We start from the raw sequence: 20,222 nt of genomic DNA, 5'->3' as shown, positions 1-20,222 counted from the left end.
TCCGATGAACGGGTGCGGCGATCGGGTTGCGTCACGGATGCGCTTTTCCCACATTCGCCCCACCAAACCAGGACACCATGAAACGGCTCATCAAGATACTCGGCGCTTTGCTCGTGCTCCTGGCCGTGGTCGTCGGTGCAGGCCTCCTGTACCTCACCAAGGCACTGCCCGATGTGGACGCGCCCACGGACCTGAAGGTGGAGCTGACGCCCGAACGCATCGAACGGGGGCGCTACCTGGCCAACAGCGTCTGCGTGTGCATGGACTGCCACGCCCAGCGCGATTGGAGCCTCTTCGCCGGTCCGCCCAAGCCGGGCACCCTGGGCGCGGGCGGAGACAAGTTCGACCGCACCATGCAGTTCCCCGGTGAGTTCTTCGCCCGCAACATCACCCCCTTCGCCCTCAAGGACTGGACGGACGGTGAGCTGTACCGCGCCATCACCAGCGGGGTGAGCAAGGACGGCCATCCGTTCTTCCCCGTGATGCCCTTCCCGAACTACAATCGGCTGGCCACTGAGGATGTACACAGCATCATCGCCTACCTGCGGTCCATCGACCCGGTGAGCACGCCGCCCTGGCCGGAGAGCACGATCGACTTCCCGGTGAACCTGATCATGCGCACGGTGCCGCAGCCCGCACAGCCGATGGACCGGCCGGCGCCCACCGGTGCCCGGTACGGCGAGTACGTCACCAACGCGGCCGCCTGCATCGAGTGCCACACCAACACGGTGAAGGGAGAGCGGGTGGGCCAGCCCTTCGCCGGGGGCTTCACCTTCGCCTTCCCCGACGGCTCGGTGCTGCGCTCGCCGAACATCACTCCGCACCCCACGGACGGCATCGGTGCGTGGGACAAGGCCATGTTCATCGCCCGCTTCAAGCAATATGCGGACTCGGCCTACGCGCCTGCCACGGTCGCACCCGGCGACTTCCAGACGGTGATGCCCTGGACGATGTACGCCACCATGACCGAGGAGGACCTGGGGGCCATCTACGACCACCTCGCCGCGCTCCCGCCCGTGGCCGGCCGGGTGGAGAAGTGGACTCCCGCGCCCTAAGGTTCGGAGCCCATGCCGCGGTCGCGGTGCTTGGGCTTGCGCGAGTAGGTCTTCCGGCTGCGCACCACGCGCGGACGAAAGCGACCATCGAAGGCACCGGCCGCCTTCTGCGCGGCGCGTTTCGTCGATCGGTCCACCGAGGCCGGTGTTCGCCGGGATGGTCGTCGGCGGGTCATGGGCGCAGGTTGCCGTAGTAGAGCAGGTCCACCAGCTCGCCCATTCCGGTGCGGAACTCGCGCCGAAGGAGGCCTTCGCGCTGGAAGCCGCAGTGCTCGGCGACCCGGATGCTGGCGACGTTGTCCGGCGCGATGCGGGCCACCACCTTGCTCATGCCCAACCGGCTGAAGGCGTGGTCCACCGCCCACATCACCCCGAGGGTGCCGTAGCCCTGTCCACCGTGCGCGTCGTCGATGAAGTAGGCCACCTCACAGCGGCCCACCATGCGGTCGAACTGCTTGAGGAAGATGGCGCCGATGGGATCGGAGCCCTCATAGTCGCGAAGCACGAAACAGAAGTAGGAGCCCTCCTTCGCTGAGGCCACCAGTTCCTTGAGGTAGCGCCGCGTGGCGCCCACATCCGCGCAGCGGCCCACCGTCACCGGGAAGTAGGGGCGCAGCCGGTCCTGCTCACGGCTCACAAGCCTGTGGAAACCGGCGTCGTCCGCCTTGCTCACCGGCTCGATGATCACCGAATCGCTCATGGGACCTCGTGCGTGCGGAGCGCGGCCGCGCGCATCGCCACCGCCCGCTCCGCGCCAAGATAACGCTCGACACCGGCGTGCACGAGGTAGACCAGCGGCGTACTGAGCACCGCTACGACGAGCTTATAGGTGTACGCGGTGAGCACCAGCGCGGTGGCCATCGGGAAGCTCATGTCCTTGAGGACCCAGAACGCCACGTAGGTCACCACCACACTGTCCACCAACTGGCTCACCAGCGTGCTGCCGGTGGCGCGCAGCCAGATCCGCCGGTCGCCGGTGATCCGTTTGATGCGACGGAAGACGAAGGCGTCCACCAGCTGCCCCACCACGAAGGCGGTCAGCGAGCCGAGGATGATGTTCATGCCCTGCCCGAAGATGGCCGTGAAGGCCGCCTGCATGTCGGGCACCCCCTGCGCTGCGCTGCTGCCGATCCACCAGCCCTGCTCCGCGGGCATGCGGATGGCGAAGTACATCACCCCGAAGGCGAAGGCGATGAGGCCCGTGGTGAGCAGCGTGAGGAAGCGCACGCCCCGCACACCATAGTAGTCGTTCACCACGTCGGTCATGATGAAGACGATGGGCCACGGCAGCACACCCACGCTCAGCACGAAGCTCAGGTGCGCCTGACCGAGCAGCGTGAAGTCGGCCTTGGTGAGGCCTAGCAATGTCTCCAGCTGGAAGAGCTTCACGCCGATCATCTCGGCGATGAGCGCGTTGGCCACGAAGGATCCGCCGAGGAAGAGGTAAAGCCGCGTGGCCTTGTCGGCCAGGATGGAGTGGATCATGGGACGATCGTCGAGGCTTCGGCCAACACGGTGATGCCATCACCCAAGCGTACGTTGCCCTCCACATCGGCGACGGCGTTCATGCCGAAGTGCACCTTGCTGTCCACCGTGCGGTAGGAGGCCAGCGTGCGAAGCGGCTCCTTGCCGCGCTCGCCGGTGCGCTGGTCGGTGGTGATGATGATGCAGCGGGCGCAGGGCTTCACCAGGGTGAACCGCACCTCGCCGATCCGCACCTCGCGCCAGCGATCCTCCTGGTGCGCCGTGCCGCCGCCGATCACCAGGTTCGGACGGAAGCGCTCCATGGGAACCGGTGCCCACGTGCCCGTGTGTTCGTGTGCCCATGCGGTGCCTCGTTCGTTCAACGCGTCCACGGAGGCCTGCGAGAGGATCATGTACGGGAAGCCGTCGCTCAAGGAGGTGAGGCCTTGGGCGTAGCGCTCGTCCACCCGGCGTTGCGCATCATCCGGCATGTGCACCAGGCGCACGGCGCTCCCCAGCCGATCGCTGAACCACACCGACCAGGACGATGGTGCCTCGCGCGCGCGTACGCGCGCGTCCCATATCTGTACCCAGGGGTCGGGCCCTTCGTCCAGGGTCCAGGGCAGCATCAGCCGCTCCCCGTTCCGGAGGTCGGTCACCGCGAAGCCTTCCCCTGCCGGTGCAGTGTGCAGGCAGGCCATGGACGGTAGTTCGCGCTGGGTGAGGAAGCGGCCGGTGGCATCCACCAGCATCCAGCGCCGGTCATGCTGCAACCCTCGGTCGGTGAGCCGGGCCTCCCGCATCGCGAAGCCCCCGAGCGACTTCACCGGATAGCAGTGCAGCGAGGCGAGGAAGGGAGCGGTCATGGTCGCACCACGCGCTCCACCCGGTCGACGCCGTGGTGGCGCAGCACCACAAGGTAGGTGCCCGGCGCCGAAGGCAGCTGCACTACGCTGCGGTCGCCGTGTCGCTGCACCTGCACCGCGGCCCGGTGTCCCGCTGCATCGTACACCTCCATCACCTCGGCGCGGCCGATCACCGTCACCCGGCCGTCCGGCGCGGGGTTGGGATGCACGAGCATCGGCGGGCCATCGAGCTCCCCGATGCCGAGCGCGCCCACGAAGAGGCTGTCCGCCGTCACCAGCGTGGGGCTGCCGTCCATCGCGTCCACCATGGTGCGGAAGCTGTCGATGCGTGCACCGGTGAAGGCGAACATCTCGGCGTTCCACCGCGGCGGCACGGGCTGGTACCACACCCGCACCTGCACCTGGATCGGTCCCTCGTAGCCGCCGAGCGGCACGTGATAGTGCACGCGGTCCGAGCCGCTGCCCTCCAGGCCCAGGGCATCGTGGTTGAAGTCCGCATCGGTCGGCGGCACGCCGGCGATGCGCGTGGTGTCGTACACCGGGTGCGTGGTGCTGAAACCCACGGGCACAAGGCGGTTGTCCTTCAGCGGGCTCTTGGCGCGCTCCAGCACCGTGGTCACATCGTCGTTCACGTCGCCCATCACCAGCTCGTAGATCTGCGCCTGGTCCGCGCTGCGGATCACATCGTGGTGCGGTTCCAGGTCGGCGTCGTGGCCCTCCACCTCCCAGGCCGCGTCGAAGCGCCCGCTGTGGAAGAGCGTGTCGCCATCGCTGTCCAGCACGTCGACCTCCACGAAGGCGCGCCGGCTCGGATAGCCGCTGGGGAACTTGTGACCGGTGAGGTTCAGCAGCGTCACATCGATCCAGGCGGTGTCCGCGTTGCGGTCCTGAAGCTGCACGTCCAGCTCCACCGAGCGGTGTCGCAGGTTGTCGAGCGTGCGGGCGATGGTGCTGTCGAACTGTACATCGGTGGCCGGGATGCCCAGTTGCTGGCGGTGCTGCTTCATCAGCTCCAGCATGTACACGTTGCCGCCGGCCAGGTGGTGAAGGCCGAAGGGCGTATGCCCCGGCAGGAAGGAGTAGTCCGAGGCCAGGACGATGCTGTCCTGGATGCGCGGCAGGTGGCAGCTGCGGCAGTTGGCGGCCGTGCCATTGTAAGCCGAGTTGAGCCACTCGTGCCAGGTGGCCTGCTCCACGAACCGGTCGCCCGTGAGGTTGCCCTGCAGGTCCGCCGTCTCGGTGATCAGCGTGTGGCAGCCCGCGCAGGTGCGGCCGTCCACGATGTGCTCCCCGTAGGTGGGCCGGAAGCCGACGAAGAACTCCATGATCGCCGGATTGATCTCGTCCTCCTGATAAGGCCCGTACACCGTGTCGATGCTGAAGCGCAGGTCGCCGCTGAAGAAGCGGCCCGCACTGTCCGGGTCCTGTTGGTGACAGGCCGCACAGCTCACGCCGTCCAGGCCGATCGTGCTGGTGTCCAGCGTGGCCGCGGTGAAGGGCGCGCCGCCCAGCATGCGCTGCTCGTGGAAGCCCAGCGGCGCATGGCAGCTCAGGCACTTGCCCTCGATCGCCCCCTGGTGGCCGGGGTTCACCAGCACCTCGTGCTCCAGCTTGGCGCGGAAGAAGGGATCGCGCGCGCTGTTGGCCATCATGGTGCTCCGCCAGTCGTCGGCCACGTTCACATCGCGGCCGCTGCCGTCCACGCTGGCCACCCCGTTCACATCGTGGCCGTGGCAGCCCGCGCAGCGGCCCGCCGTGGCGAAGTAGGTGCTGTACAGCACCACCAGGTCCGTGTCCGCCGAGCGGAACAACAGGCCCTCCAGCCGGTTGTGGTGCCCGCGAGGCTCCAGCTCCGTGGACCAGCCCGCCAGCAGCAGCACCAGCCCCGCCAGGCCGGCAAGGACCACGAGGCTCCGACCCCGCTTGTGCTTCATGGCCCGCAAGGTAGCCGGGTCCTTTGTCCCTCGGCGCTGTGCTCCGTCATCCATCTCAAGGCGGTCCTTGGTGGCCCATCATGGCCGCCGGGGGAACACCGCGGGGCGGAGATCCGTTCGCGCCCCATGCGGATCGTGGATGATCCGTCGTTCCTTCCTCCAAGGTGCCTGCGCCGCCGGGTACTTTTGAGGCCATGCCCGTCCACCTGCGCCACTGCTTCCTCCTGCTCCTGCTGGCTTCCGGTGCCCTCCGCGCCCAATCCGTGCAACCTTTCGTGGACCACTGGGACAGCACCCGCACCGTGAAGCGCAGCGAAGGCCTGTTCGTCAACGGGCGCGAGTGGGGGCTGTGGCGCTTCTGGGACCCGCAGGGCCGGCTGTTCGAGGAGGCCGAGTTCAAGGGCGGCGAGCGCGACGGGCATGTGCGCCTCTTCTACGACAATGCTCAGGTGCAGCACGACGGCTGGTTCCGCCGCGGCGAACAGGACAGCCTGATGCAGAGCTACTACCGCAGCGGCACCCTCATGGAGCGCGGCGCCTATCAACGCGGACGGAAACAGGGCCTCTGGGAGTACTGGTACACCGACGGCCGTCCCTACATGCGTGAACAGTGCGCCGACACCATCTGCCTGCTGCTCGATGCCTGGGACAAGGCCGGCGAGCGCACCGTGAAGGACGGCACCGGCACCCTGCGCACCTGGTATGCCAGTGGCGCCCTGCAGACGGAGACGAGCTACGTGGGCGGTGTGCCCAGCGGCAGCTACAGGGAGCAGTATCCCGCCGGCAACCCCAAGGCCATCGGCGCCTATCTCGGCGGCGTGAAGCACGGCGCCTGGTCCTACTCCTTCAGCGATGGCAAGCTGGAGAAGGAGGAGCACTACGAGCGGGGCCGCTTGCACGGCCCCTTCACACTGCTGTTCCGCAGCGGCCAGGCCCACATCACCGGGCACTACCGCGATGGGCTCAAGGACAGCCTTTGGGTGTGGACGACCACCACCGGACAGCCCGACATGCAGGGCGGCTTCGCGGCGGACCAGCGGCAGGGGCTCTGGAAGTACTGGTATCCCAACGGCCAGCTCAGCAGCACCGGCACCTACGCCAACGACCGCGAGGAGGGGGACTGGGTCTACTTCTACGAGGGCGGCCAGTTCTGGAAGAAGGGCGGCTTTGTGGGCGGGGTGAAGCAGGGCGTGTGGACCACCTGGTACGAGAGCGGACAGAAGCTGCAAGAGGGCCCTTACGTGAACGGGCTCAGCGAAGGCCAGTGGACGAGCTGGTTCGAGAACGGACGGATGAAGGACCAGGGCGGCTTCACGGCCGGGCGCATCAGCGGCCTGTGGAAAGGCTGGTACCCCGACGGTCAGCAGGAGTATGAAGGCAGCTGGAAGGATGACCTGAAGGACGGCGCATGGAAGTTCTGGTACGAGAACGGCAAGCTGAAGGAAGAGGGTTACTACGCGGCCGGCAAGCGGGGCGGTCGCTGGGTGGCCTACAACACCGGCGGTCTGCCCATCAGCGAGGGCACCTACCTGAACGGCATGCCCACCGGCCGCTGGAGCTACTTCGATGATGCCGGGGTGAAGCTGCGCGAGCAGGAGCTGCTGAACGGCGACCCGCATGGCCGCTGCGAGGTGTACGACCACCGCGGCCGGCTGGTGCAGCGCATGAGCTATGTGCAGGGCCGCCTGCACGGCACCATGGAGTTCCTCGACACCGACGGCCGCGTCACCCGGTCCATCGAGTACCGTGAAGGCGCACAGGTGAAGGAGCCGCCGCCGGCGAAGCAGGAGCGCGCACCGGCCTCGGTGCCCGGCATGGACCGCCGACGCTGAGGCGCGACAGGTCCCGGCGATCCGGTAACTTGACCGGACCAACCCCCCGCGCCATGCTGCGCCGTGCCCGCTTTCTGCTGCCCGTCCTGTTCGTCCCGGTCCTCGCCGACGCCCAGACCAACCGCATCTACCTGGCCCCGGACGACCACACCGATTACCTGTGGAGCGGCACCGTGGCGGACTACGAGCAGTGGATCCCGCAGATGATCGACCACTACCTCGATCTCAACGACGCCACCGCCAACAACCCCGCCCCCTATCGGAACAAGTGGAACTGCGACGGCTGGTACTGGGTGGAGATCTACAAGCGCAACCGCCCGGCCGCGCAGTTCGACCGCCTGATCGCGCAGCTGCAAAGCGGCCAGATGACCGTGCCCCTGAACGGCCTGGTGTGCACCCACGGCGGCAACACCACTGAAGGCGTGATCCGCAGCGGCTACTACGCGGGACGCCTGCAACGGCAGTACGGCATCGACATCCCCATGGCCATCAGCATGGAGAACCAGACCCAGCCCCTGGGCCTGGCCTCGCTGTGGAACGGGATGGGCGCCCGCTACAGCTGGAAAGGCGTGTGCGGCTGTGCCACGCAGGTCACCGGTCTGGGCCAGCGCCAGCATGAGCTCTACCGCTACACCGGCCTCGATGGCTCCAGCGTGCTGATGAAGTGGTACAGCCTCACCTACAACCAGGGGCTGGGCGGCTATGCCGAGGCCTTCGTGCCCAACACCGCCGTGGACCAATGCCTGGACAAGCTCAACAGCGTGGCCTTCCCGCACAACTACCCCTACACCGTGGCCGGGGCCTTCGGCCGCGGATGGGACAACACCCTCACGCTCGACAGCAGCTTCCCCACCGTGGCCCAGGCCCGCAGCAACGCCACCACGCAGTGCCACGTGAGCAACATGAAGGACTTCTTCCAGGACATCGAGGCCACCTACGGCGGCACCTTACCCAGCCAGTCGTTGAGCTTCGGCAACGAGTGGGACCTCGACTGCGCGAGCATCGCGGAGGTCACCGGCCGCATGCGCCGCGGCATCGAGCGTCTGCGGAGCGCCGAGGCCGTGGCCACATTGGCCGCCCGCCACGATCCGGCCGTGTGGTCGAACATGGCCGCGCAGCGCGAACAAGCCCACACCGCCATCAGCCTCTACTGGGAGCACAACCTCGGTGGTGGCGGCGTGGTGTCCGCCAACGACCGGGCCCTGTGGCAGCGAGGGCTGGAGGCGCAGGTCACCGGCTACGGCACCCAGCTGCTCACCAACGCGCTCGCCTCCCTCGGCGCGCAGATCGATGCGGGGGGCGAACTGCGCTTCGTGGTGGTGAACCCGCTGGGACACCTGCGCACCGATGTGGCCGATCTGCCCTACGCCGGCCCGCAACCCGTGCAGGTGGTGGACCGCACCACCGCCACGGTGATCCCCTCGCAGGTGATCGTGAAGGACGGCGCCACCTTCGTGCGCATCCTGGCCACCGACGTGCCCGCCGCGGGCTACAAGGTGTACACCGTGCAGCCGGGCGATCCGCCTGTGGTGCCCAACACGGCCACGCTGGACATCCACCTCTTCGAGAGCGACCGCTTCCGCATCAGCATGAGCGGCGAAGGGGTGATCACCAGCCTGCGCGACAAGCTCGCCAACCGCAGCTACGCCGGCACGGTGAACGGACGCATCATGAACGACCTCGGCGCCTACACCGCCCCCGGCGGCATCAAGTACCTGGTGAACAACGGCCCCATCAGCGCCACGGTGCAGACCGAAGGGGTCGTCCCCCTGGGCCACGATGTGCGCGTCACCCTGTACAAGGACCTGCACCGGGTGGACGTGGAGGACCGCATCACCGACAACTTCAGCAGCACGCTCGACTGGGCCTACGGGGTGCAGATCGTGAACGCCACGGTGCTGCACGAGGAACTGGGCGCCATCCTCACCGCCAAGCCGAGCAGCGCGGGCGGCCACTACGCCACACAGAACGCGCGCTACGACCAGCTCACCCTCGGCCACTTCGCCGACATCAGCAACGCGACGTACGGCCTCACGGTGAGCACCAGCGGCCCGGCCTTCATGAAGCTGGGCAACAGCACCACCGGCACCTTCGACAGCGGCAGCAGCCAGCTGCGCTTCACCGCGGGCGGCAACTTCCAGGGCAGCGGCCCGGGCATCCCCGACCAGCATGGCGACACGCTCTTCCACTACGGCTTCAGCCTGCGGCCGCATGAGGGCGCCTACGACCAGGTCGCCGCCATGCGCTTCGCCCTGGAGCACCAGAACCCCTTCGTGGTGGGCCCCTGCACCGGCACCGGAGGATCGTACCCCGCCACCACCTTCGGCGCTTTCACCTTCAGCGATCCCGATGTGCTGCTGTGGGCCTTGAAGCCCGCCGAGGAGGGCATCGCCAGCGGCATCATCGCCCGCCTGTGGAATGTGAGCAACGCGGCGCAGAGCACCGACATCGCCTCCACCTGGGGCCTCGGCGCGGCGCAGACCGCCACCCACATCGAAACGAACACGGGCACCGCCCCACCGGTGAACGGCACGCTCACCGCCGCCTTCGCGCCGCAGGAGCTGCGCACCTTCCGCCTCACCCCCAACAGCCCCGCCGTGCAGCTGGCCCTGCGTGTGGTGCTCGAAGGACCCTGGTCCTCCGGCGGCCAACTGATGCGCGATGACCTGCGCGCCGCCGGGCTTCTTCCGCTCACCGAACCGTACACGGCGCTGAGCTATGCGCATGTCGGCGGGGGAGGGGAGACCACCACACCGACCGTGCTGCAGACCAGCGGCGCCAACGCGGTGGTGGACTGGGTGGTGGTGGAACTGCGCGATGCCACCACGCCCGCCACGGTGATCGCCACGCGCTGCGGCCTGCTCCAGCGCGACGGGGATGTGGTGGCCGCGGACGGCGTGTCGGCGCTCTCGTTCACCGCCGCCACGGGCAACTACCGCATCGCCGTGCGCCATCGCAATCACCTCGGCGCGATGACAACATCGGCCTTCACCCTGAGCGGCGCACCGCTCGCCGTCGACCTCACCGCCCCAGCCACGGCCACCTTCGGCACTGACGCGCGCAAGAACCTTGGCGGTACCATGGCGCTGTGGGCGGGTGATGTCACCTTCAACGGGCAGGTGAAGTACGCGGGTGCCGCCAACGACCGCGATCCCATCCTGGCCGCGATCGGCGGTGCGGTGCCCACCGCCACGATCCCGGGCTACCTGCGCGAGGACGTGAACATGGACGGCGTGGTGAAGTATGCCGGAGGTACGAACGACCGCGACCCGATCCTGGTGAACATCGGCGGCAGTGTGCCCACCGCGGTGCGCGTGGCGCAGCTGCCCTGATCAGCGGTCGCCCTCGCGGTCGCGGAAGAGGCGCTGCAGAAAGCCCGGCTGCTCGCTGGTGTCCGTCGGATCCTCGTCCGGGCCCTCGAAGAGCCGCTCGAGCCAGCCGGGCTCGTGCCGGGCCGGGCAATCCAGCCTGTACAGCGCGGAGTCCGGCGCGGTGAAGGGACGCATGTATCGACGGCGGAGCTCGGCGCTCGCCTCGATGCCATGGAACACCTGGCCGGCGATGGGGAGGGCCAGTTGCGAACCGGTGCCGAGCGCTCCGCGGAAGTGGACGGCCGGGTCGCGCGCACCCACCCAGGTGCCCACCACCAGCCCGGGCGTGTAGCCGAAGAACCAGGCATCGCGCTGGTCCTGTGAAGTGCCCGTCTTGCCGGCCACCGCGCCGCCGACACCGTGGCGTGTGCGCAGCGCCGTGCCCGTGCCCTGGTCCACCGCCCGGCGCAGCATGGCGTTCATCGCATCGGCCGTCCCGGTGGTGAGCGCCCGATGGCTGCGGGGCCGGGGCGCTTCATACAGCACCTTGCCGTCCGCGTCGGTGATGCGCGTGATCATCCGGGGCGCTGGCCGCTGGCCGCGCGCGGCGAAGGCCGCGTACGCCGGCACCATGTCCAGCAGGCTCAGGTCCGATGCGCCCAGGCACACCGCCGGATGCTGCACCTGCACGCCCGGGAGGCCCAGCGCGCGCACCACGTCGCGCAGCGAGTCCTGGTCCAGCCGGAAGTAGAGGTCCACCGTGGGCAGGTTCATGCTGCGTGCCAGCGCCGCCCACAGCGCGACCTCGCCGCCCGTGGTGTCGCCATCGAAGTTGCTCGGCGCCCAGTCGTCGTACGCCGCGTAGGTGCGCGGGGCGTTGCTCAGGGATGTGCAGGGTGCGTGGCCGGCCTCCAGCGCGGCGGCGTAGATCACCGGCTTGATCGCGCTGGCGATGGAGCGACGCGCCTCCACCAGGTCGTAGGGCAGGTAGCGGTGGTGGCCGCCACCGACCCAGGCACGCACGTTGCCCGTACCCGGTTCCATCATCAGCACCGCGGCGTTCAGCAGCCGGTGGTAGTGCCAAAGGCTGTCGCGGTGGCCGATGGTGTCCACCCGCACCCCCTTGTGGTCGTACAGCTCGCGAGGTGCCGTGGCATCGGCCTTCCAGGCGCGGTCGGCCTTCTTCCCCTTGGTGCGCTCCCACGCCGTGCGCGCCTTCGCCGCCTTGAGCTCCGCATCGAGCTTCGGCTGCATGCGGGCCAGGTGCGTCCGCGACGCCTCCACGGCCAGGTGCTGGAGCTCCGGATCGAGCGTGGTGTGGATGCGCAGGCCGTCCTTGCGCAGGTCGGGGATCACCGCCGGCGGGGAGCGGCCTGCTTGCGCTTCTTCCGGTCGCGTGCGGGCTTGGGCGCCGCCTGTTCGCGCAGCAGCGCCTCCGCCTCCTCGGCCACGCGGGCCACGAAGTAGCCGTAGACATCGTACGCGTCGAGGCCGGTGTAGCGCAGCCGCAGGGGCAGGGCCTGCAGGCTGTCGGCCGCGCGGGCGTCCAGGTGCCCGTGCTTCTCCATGAGGGACAGCACCGTGTTACGGCGCTCGCGCGCCCGGTCGGGATGCAGCCGCGGGTTGTACGCCGTGTTCGCCTTCAGCATGCCCACCAGCACCGCGGCCTCCTCCACGCCCAGCCGCGCCGTCGACCGGCCGAAGAAGCGCCGCGCGGCCGACTCGATGCCGTAGAGGTTCTCGCCGAAGGGCACGCTGTTCAGGTAGAGCACCAGCACGCCGCGCTTGTCGTACACGCGCTCCAACCGCTGCGCCACCAGCGCCTCCTTGATCTTGTTCACCGGCACGGTGAGCAGGCCATGCCGCTCGCGGCCGTACAGGTTCTTGATGATCTGCTGGCTGATGGTGCTGCCCCCGCCGCCGCTGCGGTCGCCGCCCAATATGGTGCGGAAGAACACGCGCACGTAGCTCGTGCCGTCCACGCCCTGATGCTCGAAGAAGCGTGAATCCTCCGTGCTCACCAGCGCATCGATCAGGTGCTGTGGCAGGTCCTCGTACCGGATGTTCGTGCGGTCCTCGGCGAAGAGCTTGCCGATCAGGGTGCCGTCCTCGGCGAACACCAGCGTGGCCTCCTCGTGCTCGATCGCTGCCAGTTCGGCCTGGCTGGGCAGACGGCCGAACACGTTGAAGGAGACCAGCGCGACCAACAGCACGAGGCCGCCCACCGCCGCCAGCGCGATCAGCAGGAGGACCGCGCCGATCCCCGGCGCCTTCCGCTTTCCCTTGCCGCGCTTCCTCGCCATCGGTCCTTGTGCAACGCGGGCGGCGCGCCGGGGCGTATGCGCCCGGGCACCGCCCTGCCGGTCACTCCTCCTCCACGCGGCCCTCCAGGTAGGCGTCCTTGAACAACAGGTCGCTCTCGTACGGATAGCGCGCGATGTGCAGGGCCTTCACCCGGTCGTACAGCAGTCGACGCAGCGCATCGATGTTCGTCCGCCGCGCGGCGCTGATGAAGATGCACTCCGCACCGTCCATGCTGGACATCCACGTGCGTTGCAGCTCCTCCAGCGAGAACTGGTCGCGGCGCTTGGGCGCCAGGTCGTCCGGATCGTGCGGGGCCGGACGGTACGCGTCGATCTTGTTCAGCACCACGATCACCGGCTTGTCGCCGGCGCCGATCTCGTTCAGCGTCTGCTTCACCGTGGCGTACTGCTGCTCGAAGTCGTGATGGCTCACGTCCACCACATGCAACAGCAGGTCGGCTTCGCGCGTCTCGTCCAGCGTGCTCTTGAAGCTCTCGATCAGCTGGTGCGGCAGCTTGCGGATGAAGCCCACCGTGTCGCTCAGCAGGAAGGGCAGGTTGCCGAGCACCACCTTGCGCACCGTGGTGTCCAGCGTGGCGAAGAGCTTGTCCTCGGCGAAGACGTCGCTCTTGCTCAGCAGGTTCATCAACGTGCTCTTGCCCACGTTGGTGTAGCCCACCAGGGCCACGCGCACCAGCTTGCCCCGGTTGCCGCGCTGGGTGGCCTTCTGCCGGTCGATGTCGCGCAGCTGGGCCTTCAGCAGCGCGATGCGGTCGCGCACGATCCGGCGGTCGGTCTCGATCTCCTTCTCGCCCGCCCCGCCACGTGTCCCCGTGCCGCCGCGCTGCCGCTCCAGGTGGGTCCACAGCTTGGTGAGGCGCGGCAGCATGTACTCGTACTGCGCCAGCTCCACCTGCGTGCGAGCGTGCGCCGTGCGGGCCCTCCAGGCGAAGATGTCCAGGATCAACCGCGGGCGGTCGAGCACCGGGCGTCCGAGCTCCTTCTCGAGGTTGCGCTGCTGCGCCGGGGTCAGCTCATCATCGAAGATCACGCTGTGCGCATCGTTCGCCTCGATCCACGCCTTCACTTCCGCCAGCTTGCCGCTGCCCACGTAGGTGCGCCCGTCGGGCCGGTGCAGCTTCTGCGTGAAGCGCTTCACCGTGCGGATCTCCGCCGTGGTGGCCAGGAACTCCAGCTCGTCGAGGTATTCCTTCACCCGGTCGGCGTCCTGCTCATCGGTCACCAGGCCCACCAGCACGGCGGTCTCGGCCTTCGCCCGCGTGGTCTCGATCATGGCCGCGCCGAAGGGGTGGCCGCACGCAGCGCCATCACATGGTCCACCACGGCGTCCAGTTCACCGGGCTTCAGCACGTTGCGGTACCCCACCATCATGCCCTTGCCCCCCGCCACCACCGTGGTCACCTCGTCGCGCGTGAGCACCGAGAGGGTGAGGTCCTTCGCACCGCTCAGCCCCAGCCGGCCGTCCTTGCCGTGGCACAGCGTGCAGTGCATCTGGAACAGGGCCGTGCCGTTCGGGGTACCATCCGGAAACGTGGTGGCCGCCACGGGATCCTCGGTGGAACCGCCCGCCGTGCAGGCCAGCAGCAGGATCACCGGCATGGGAAGAAGGCGCATCCTCATAGCCAGCCCAGATCGCGCCCCACCTCCTTGAACGGCCAGGGCGTCGCCCACAGCATCAGCACCAGGGCGATCAGGAAGAAGATGGCGATCAGCCGCTGTTTGCGCGGCTCCTCCTTGGCCCGCTTGCTCATCGCCCGCCCCACCGTCACCAGCACGATGGCGATCACCATGGTGCCGATGTGCTCCATCTTCCAGAAGCGCTGGTGCGCGGGCTGCATCATGCCGAAGGCCTTGAACCGCATGAAGTAGAGGATGAGGCCCAGCAGCAGCTGCACGTGGCAGAACACCACGGCCACCATCGCCAGCGTGCGTTCGTAGACCAGGATGGGCCGTCCGCGCGACAGACCGTTGAGCGCCGCGAGGCCCGCTGCGGCCACGAAGGCCAGTACGCCGTAGCGCAACAGGCTGTGGAAGAAGCCCAGGATGTTCGTTTCCATGCGGATGCTCTGCTGGCCGCAAATGTAGCCGCCTCCGCGACCGCGGCGCCCGGCCCCTATTTTCGCCGGCCATGCGGTCCCTCCTGCTCCTTGCCTTCGGCCTGCTCGGTGCCTTGGCCGGCCACCGATCGGTCCTGGCCCAGGTGACCGCCCCGGTGAACGGCCCGCACGACCGCAACGTGCCGGTGCACGCCTTCGTCCACGCCACCGTGCATCCCGCGCCGGGCCGGACCCTGTACGATGCCACCGTGGTGGTGAGCGGCGACCGCATCACCGCCGTGGGCCAGGGCGTCAGCGTGCCGAAGGACGCCGTGGTGCACGACCTGCACGGGGCGCACGTGTGGCCCGGGTTTGTGGAGCCGTACGGCGACCTCGGCATGCCCAAGGAGGCACCGGCCCCCGCCCGCACGCCCGCCGGAGCCCACCACTGGAACCCGGCCGTCCGGGCCACCCAGCGCGCGGCCACCCGCTACGCGCCCGATGCCGAGCAGGCCGCCCGCCTTCGCGCGCAGGGCGTCACGGCCGTGTGGGTGCACCAGGCCGATGGCATCGTGCGCGGCACCGGCGCCGTGGTGCTCCCTGCAGGCCGCTCCCCGCAGCTCGATGTGCTCGTGACCGACGCTTCGGCCCACTTCTCCTTCCAGAAGGGCAGCTCCACCGATCCCTACCCGTCCTCGCTCACCGGCTCCATCGCCCTCTTCCGCCAGACCCTGCTGGATGCGCGGTGGTACGCCGATGGGGGCGCCGCCGACCTGCGCGATGCCGAACTGGAGGCCCTCGCCGCGCAGCAACGCCTGCCCTGGGTCTTCGAGGCCCGCGATCGCGACGACGTCCTGCGCATCGCCGCCCTCGGCCGTGAGCACGGCTTCCGCGCCATCGTCAGGGGCGGAGGGGATGAGTACGCGCGCTGGCCCGAGGTGGCCGCCGCCGGCCTCGACCTCATCCTGCCCGTGGTGCAGCCCGATGCGCCCGATGTCCGCGATCCGCACGATGCCACCGAGGTGCCCATCGCCCGGCTCAAGCACTGGGAGCTCGCGCCCCACGGACCCCGCATCCTGCACGAGGCCGGGGTGCGCTTCGCCTTCACCCGCCAGGGGCTGAAGGAGCCGGAGGACTGGTGGCCCGCGCTGCGCCGCCTGGTGCGCTGCGGCCTCGACAGCAGCGCCGCCATCGCCGCCTGCACCACCGTGCCCGCGGCCTACCTCGGCCTGGAGGACCGCCTGGGCGTCCTCGCCACGGGGGCTCTGGCCAACCTGCTGATCACCACGGACCACCTGCTGGCCGAGGACAATAGCGTGCAGGAGACCTGGGTCGCCGGTGAACGCTTCGTGCACACCGACCGCGGCCTGGCCGATGTGCGCGGCACCTACGACCTCAACATCGATGGCCGCACCCTGCGTCTGGAGGTCTCCGGCGGGCGGTGGCGCGACCGCAAGGCGGTGTTGCGCGGTGCCGCCGGTGACACCGTGAAGTACGCCACCGACCTCACGCACACCGGCGAACGCATCGGCCTGCGCTTCGATGCCAAGGCGATCGGCCGCGCAGGCGATGTGCGCCTCAACGGCACCGTGCACGCCGACGGCGCCATCTGGGACGGCCAGGGGGTGATCCCCGGCGACACCTGGGCCCCGTGGAGCGCTGTGCGTCGCATCGATGCCGGGCCCGTGAAGGAACCCGCCGCCCGCCGGTCGGCCCTTGACAGCCTCCTCGCCAGCGCACCCGGCGACGTATGGGCGCCCTTCTCCGCCTATGGCGATACGCTGGTGCCCGACTCCGTCACCCTGCTCTTCAAGGGCGCCACGGTGTGGACCAACACGGCCCAGGGCGTCCTGCGCAATGCGGACGTCCTGGTGCATCAGGGCCGCGTGGCCGCCGTCGGCACGGCCCTCGATCCCTACACCGTCCTCACCGGACGAAGCCGGCCCGTGGTACGCGAGGTGGACGCCAGAGGCCTGCACCTCACCCCGGGCATCGTGGACGAGCACTCGCACATCGCGCTCCGGCGCGGCGTCAACGAAGGGGGGCAGGCCATCAGTGCCGAGGTGCGCATGACCGACGTGATCGACGCGGACGATGTGGACATCTACCGCCAGCTCGCCGGGGGCGTCACCGCCGCGCAGCTGCTGCACGGATCCGCCAACCCCATCGGGGGCCAGAGCGCTCTGGTGAAGCTGCGTTGGGGCCTTCCGGCCGATGCGTTCCCCATCGATAGGGCGCAGGGTTTCATCAAGTTCGCGCTGGGTGAGAACGTCAAGCAGAGCACCTCGCCCAACGGCAAGCGCTACCCGCGCACCCGCATGGGCGTGGAGCAGCTCATGCTCGATGCCTTCCTCCGCGCACGCGACCACCGCGTGCTGCATGATGCCCACGCCGCCGCGACCGCCAAGGCCGGGTCCCGACGGAAGAGGAACACGACCGTCGCCGCACCGCGCCGCGACCTGGAACTGGAGGCCCTCGGCGAGATCCTCCGCGGCGAACGCTTCATCAGCTGCCACAGCTATGTGCAGAGCGAGATCGAGATGCTGATGGACCTGGCCGACAGCCTCGGCTTCACGGTGAACACCTTCACGCACATCCTCGAGGGCTACAAGATGGCCGCGCGCATGCGCGAGCATGGCGTGGCCGCCAGCACCTTCAGCGACTGGTGGGCCTACAAGTGGGAGGTGTACGAGGCCATTCCCTACAACGCGGCGCTGCTCTGGCAGGCCGGCGTGCTCACCGGCATCAACAGCGACGATGCGGAGATGGGCCGTCGCCTCAACCAGGAGGCCGCCAAGGCCGTGAAGTACGGCGGTGTGCCCGAGGAGGAGGCGCTGAAGATGGTGACGTTCAACCCCGCCCGCATGCTGCGGCTGGACCACCGCATGGGCTCCGTGGAACCCGGCAAGGACGCCGACCTCGTGCTGTGGAGCGCGCACCCGCTGAGCATCGACGCCCGCGCCGAGATGACCCTGGTGGACGGCCGTCCCCTGTACGAACGTGCGCGGGACGAGCGGCTGCGCACGGCCCTGCGTGCCGAACGCGACCGGTTGACAGGCAAGGTGCTCGCCGCGCAACGCCTCGGGGCCCGCACGGAGAGCCCGGCGCCCCGGAAGGACGGGCACTGGCATTGTGAGACCATCGGCGAGGAACCATGAGGACCGCGACGACCCTTTTCGCGGCCCTGGCCGCTTGCCTGGCCCAGGCCCAGCGGCCGGCACCCGCTCCGCCCCAGGCCCGCAGCGTGCTCATCCGCGACGCACAGGTGCATACCGGCGATGGTCGGCTGATCGCCGGCGGCTTCGTCGGCTTCCGTAACGGCCTGATCGATCACGTGGGGCCCACGGCCCCGGCGGCGCGCTACGACACGGTGATCGATGCCGCGGGCGGCCATCTCTATCCGGGCTTCATCCTGCCCGATGCCACGCTCGGCCTGGCCGAGATCGATCAGGTGCACGCCACCATCGATGAGGATGAGGCCGGCGACCTCACCCCCGAGGTGCGCGCCTCCACCGCCTACAACGTGGACTCGCGCATCATCCCCACCGTGCGGCGCAACGGCGTGCTCATCGCCCAGGTGGTACCGCGCGGCGGTGTGGTCAGCGGGCGCAGCAGCGTGGTGCAGCTCGATGCCTGGGACCGCCGCGACGCCCTCATCGCCCAGGACAACGGGGTGCACCTCAACTGGCCCGGTGCCTTCACCCGCCACGGCTGGTGGGCCGAGCCCGGACCCGTGGTGCGCGAGAAGGCCGAGGAACGTCAACGCCGCCTGCGCGAACTGGAGACGCTCTTCACCGAGGCCGCCGCCCGCGCCCGCCGGCCCGAGGCCGCACCCGCCGATGTCCGCGTCCAGGCGCTGGCCGGTCTGTTCACCGGGGAGGTCACCCTCTTCGTGCAGGCCGAGCAGGCGCAGGACATCCAGGAGGCCGTGCTCTTCGCCGACCGTTTGGGCGTGAAGCGCACCGTGCTCGTGGGTGGCTACGATGCCTGGCGCGTGGCCGACCTGCTGCGCGACAAGCGCGTGGCCGTGGTGCTGCGCCGCCTGCACAGCCTGCCGCTGCGCAACGACGACGACGTGGACCTGCCCTTCCGCCTGCCCGCCCTGCTGCACGAACGCGGCGTCCCCTTCTGCCTGAGCTACACCGGCGACATGGAGCGCATGGGCGCGCGCAACCTGCCCTTCGTGGCCGGCACCGCCCGCGCCCACGGCCTTCCGCCCGAGGAGGCCGTCCGCTGCGCCACGCTCGCCGCCGCCCAGGTGCTCGGCATCGATGCCCGCTACGGCAGCCTCGCCGTGGGCAAGAGCGCCACCCTCTTCCTATCGGCCGGTGACGCGCTCGACATGCGCACCAACGCCGTGCGCCACGCCTTCATCGATGGGCGCGCCATCACCCTGGACAATGTGCAGGAGGAGCTCCACGAGATGTACCGCAGGCGCATCACGCGGCCCTGAGCCCGTCGTGCACACGCGCTGTTGATGGAAGGGCCCGCCGCCGCGGAACACCCGCTTCGGGCGCGGCTACCTTTGGCCCCCGATGCAGCACACGGCCCCCGGTGACCTGCTCGGTCCGGCGATCGCCGCCGCCTTCGAGGCCGGCCGCGCGATCCTCGAGGTGTACGCCGACACCATCGCCGTGGAGCTCAAGGACGACCGTTCGCCCCTCACCGAGGCCGACCGCCGCGCGCACCGCTCCATCGTGGCCGCGCTGGCCCCCACGGCGCTGCCCGTGCTCAGCGAGGAGGGGAGCGAGCTGCCCGTGGAGGAGCGCCAGCGCTGGCACCGCTACTGGCTCGTGGACCCGCTCGACGGCACCAAGGAGTTCATCAAGCGCAACGGCGAGTTCACCGTCAACATCGCCCTCATGGAGCGCGACGGGCTTCCGGCGGGCAGCCTGGGCGCCGCGCGGCCCATCGCCGGGGTGCTCTACGTGCCGGTGAAGGACCTGTTGTACTTCGCCTGGCCCGGCGGAGGCGCCCATCGGTTGCAACAGGCGGCAACCCGCGGCAGCTCATCCCCGTATGAACTCGCCGCACAGGCCGAGCGCCTGCCCCTGCCCATGCCCCAGCGCCCCTTCACCATCGTGGCCAGCCGCAGCCATGCGAGCCCCGAGACCGAGGCCTACATCGACCGCATGCGCACGCAGCACGGCGAGGTGGCCCTCACCAGCATGGGCAGCGCGCTGAAGATCGCCCTGGTGGCCGAAGGCAGCGCCGACGCCTATCCGCGCTACGCCCCCACCATGGAGTGGGACAGCGCCGCCGGTCACGCCATCGCCCACGAGGCCGGCCGCACCGTGGACGACATCACCACCGGTGGCCCCCTGCGCTACAACAAGGAATCCCTGGTGAACAACTGGTTCATCGTCCACTGAACAACCAAAACCACGGGCGATCGAACGT

The 20,222-nt window shown here is 69.3% G+C and carries 16 protein-coding genes; 6 read left to right on the top strand and 10 right to left on the bottom strand.

Features of this window, described 5'->3' with window-relative positions; translation table 11 throughout:
• The first annotated feature begins 77 nt into the window (after positions 1 to 77).
• A complete protein-coding gene (locus IPJ87_12940; GenBank protein MBK7942758.1) occupies positions 78 to 1,055 on the top strand; it encodes a cytochrome C in 978 nt (325 codons plus the stop codon).
• On the opposite strand, the gene IPJ87_12935 is transcribed toward IPJ87_12940, so the two are convergent.
• The 5 genes from IPJ87_12935 to IPJ87_12915 are packed head-to-tail and all read right to left on the bottom strand — an operon-like array spanning position 1,052 to position 5,319.
• The gene (locus IPJ87_12935) at positions 1,052 to 1,231 is read right to left on the bottom strand and encodes a hypothetical protein (protein ID MBK7942757.1); all 180 of its coding nucleotides are present in this window, start codon (positions 1,229 to 1,231) and stop codon (positions 1,052 to 1,054) included. The genes IPJ87_12940 and IPJ87_12935 overlap by 4 nt on opposite strands.
• On the bottom strand, positions 1,228 to 1,755 hold the full coding sequence (locus tag IPJ87_12930) for a GNAT family N-acetyltransferase (GenBank protein MBK7942756.1): 528 nt from the start codon (positions 1,753 to 1,755) through the stop codon (positions 1,228 to 1,230). Before IPJ87_12930 ends, IPJ87_12935 begins: the two co-directional genes overlap by 4 nt.
• A complete protein-coding gene (locus tag IPJ87_12925; protein MBK7942755.1) occupies positions 1,752 to 2,540 on the bottom strand; it encodes a queuosine precursor transporter in 789 nt (262 codons plus the stop codon). The genes IPJ87_12930 and IPJ87_12925 overlap by 4 nt, the downstream gene beginning before the upstream one ends.
• Positions 2,537 to 3,385: an MOSC domain-containing protein gene (locus IPJ87_12920; protein MBK7942754.1), complete on the bottom strand. Its 849-nt coding sequence runs from the start codon at positions 3,383 to 3,385 to the stop codon at positions 2,537 to 2,539. Before IPJ87_12920 ends, IPJ87_12925 begins: the two co-directional genes overlap by 4 nt.
• Complete coding sequence (locus tag IPJ87_12915; protein MBK7942753.1) at positions 3,382 to 5,319, bottom strand: hypothetical protein; 1,938 nt, start codon at positions 5,317 to 5,319, stop codon at positions 3,382 to 3,384. The genes IPJ87_12920 and IPJ87_12915 overlap by 4 nt, the downstream gene beginning before the upstream one ends.
• A gap of 194 nt (positions 5,320 to 5,513) precedes the next feature.
• Between IPJ87_12915 and IPJ87_12910 the strand changes: the two genes are divergently transcribed.
• On the top strand, positions 5,514 to 7,151 hold the full coding sequence (locus IPJ87_12910) for a hypothetical protein (GenBank protein ID MBK7942752.1): 1,638 nt from the start codon (positions 5,514 to 5,516) through the stop codon (positions 7,149 to 7,151).
• Between the two features lie 53 nt (positions 7,152 to 7,204).
• Entirely contained in the window at positions 7,205 to 10,483 is a 3,279-nt protein-coding gene (locus IPJ87_12905) for a glycoside hydrolase (protein ID MBK7942751.1), read from the top strand.
• Here IPJ87_12905 and IPJ87_12900 read toward each other — a convergent pair whose 3' ends face one another.
• The 5 genes from IPJ87_12900 to IPJ87_12880 all read right to left on the bottom strand — a co-directional run bounded on the left by IPJ87_12900 (position 10,484) and on the right by IPJ87_12880 (position 14,843).
• Positions 10,484 to 11,818 (bottom strand): hypothetical protein, encoded by a 1,335-nt coding sequence (locus tag IPJ87_12900; GenBank protein ID MBK7942750.1) that lies wholly within the window; start codon positions 11,816 to 11,818, stop codon positions 10,484 to 10,486.
• The gene (locus IPJ87_12895; GenBank protein MBK7942749.1) at positions 11,815 to 12,765 is read right to left on the bottom strand and encodes a penicillin-binding protein; all 951 of its coding nucleotides are present in this window, start codon (positions 12,763 to 12,765) and stop codon (positions 11,815 to 11,817) included. Before IPJ87_12895 ends, IPJ87_12900 begins: the two co-directional genes overlap by 4 nt.
• Before the next feature lie 61 nt (positions 12,766 to 12,826).
• Positions 12,827 to 14,059, bottom strand: coding sequence for a GTPase HflX (hflX, locus tag IPJ87_12890; protein ID MBK7942748.1), 1,233 nt, complete (start codon positions 14,057 to 14,059; stop codon positions 12,827 to 12,829).
• Positions 14,056 to 14,400 (bottom strand): c-type cytochrome, encoded by a 345-nt coding sequence (locus IPJ87_12885; GenBank protein MBK7942747.1) that lies wholly within the window; start codon positions 14,398 to 14,400, stop codon positions 14,056 to 14,058. Before IPJ87_12885 ends, hflX begins: the two co-directional genes overlap by 4 nt.
• 2 nt (positions 14,401 to 14,402) lie before the next feature.
• Positions 14,403 to 14,843, bottom strand: a complete 441-nt coding sequence (locus IPJ87_12880; protein ID MBK7942746.1) for a cytochrome B — start codon at positions 14,841 to 14,843, stop codon at positions 14,403 to 14,405.
• 71 nt (positions 14,844 to 14,914) lie between these two features.
• Here IPJ87_12880 and IPJ87_12875 point away from each other — a divergent pair, with 71 nt between their 5' ends.
• The 3 genes from IPJ87_12875 (at position 14,915) to cysQ (ending at position 20,194) form a co-directional block, all read left to right on the top strand.
• A complete protein-coding gene (locus IPJ87_12875; protein ID MBK7942745.1) occupies positions 14,915 to 17,980 on the top strand; it encodes an amidohydrolase family protein in 3,066 nt (1,021 codons plus the stop codon).
• Positions 17,977 to 19,275: an amidohydrolase family protein gene (locus tag IPJ87_12870; GenBank protein MBK7942744.1), complete on the top strand. Its 1,299-nt coding sequence runs from the start codon at positions 17,977 to 17,979 to the stop codon at positions 19,273 to 19,275. Before IPJ87_12875 ends, IPJ87_12870 begins: the two co-directional genes overlap by 4 nt.
• A gap of 82 nt (positions 19,276 to 19,357) precedes the next feature.
• Positions 19,358 to 20,194, top strand: coding sequence for a 3'(2'),5'-bisphosphate nucleotidase CysQ (cysQ, locus tag IPJ87_12865; protein ID MBK7942743.1), 837 nt, complete (start codon positions 19,358 to 19,360; stop codon positions 20,192 to 20,194).
• Positions 20,195 to 20,222 lie beyond the last annotated feature (28 nt).

Source organism: Flavobacteriales bacterium, from assembly GCA_016713875.1.
Taxonomy (GTDB): Bacteria; Bacteroidota; Bacteroidia; order Flavobacteriales_F; family PHOS-HE28; genus PHOS-HE28.
This window is presented reverse-complemented; position numbering and strand designations above follow the sequence as displayed.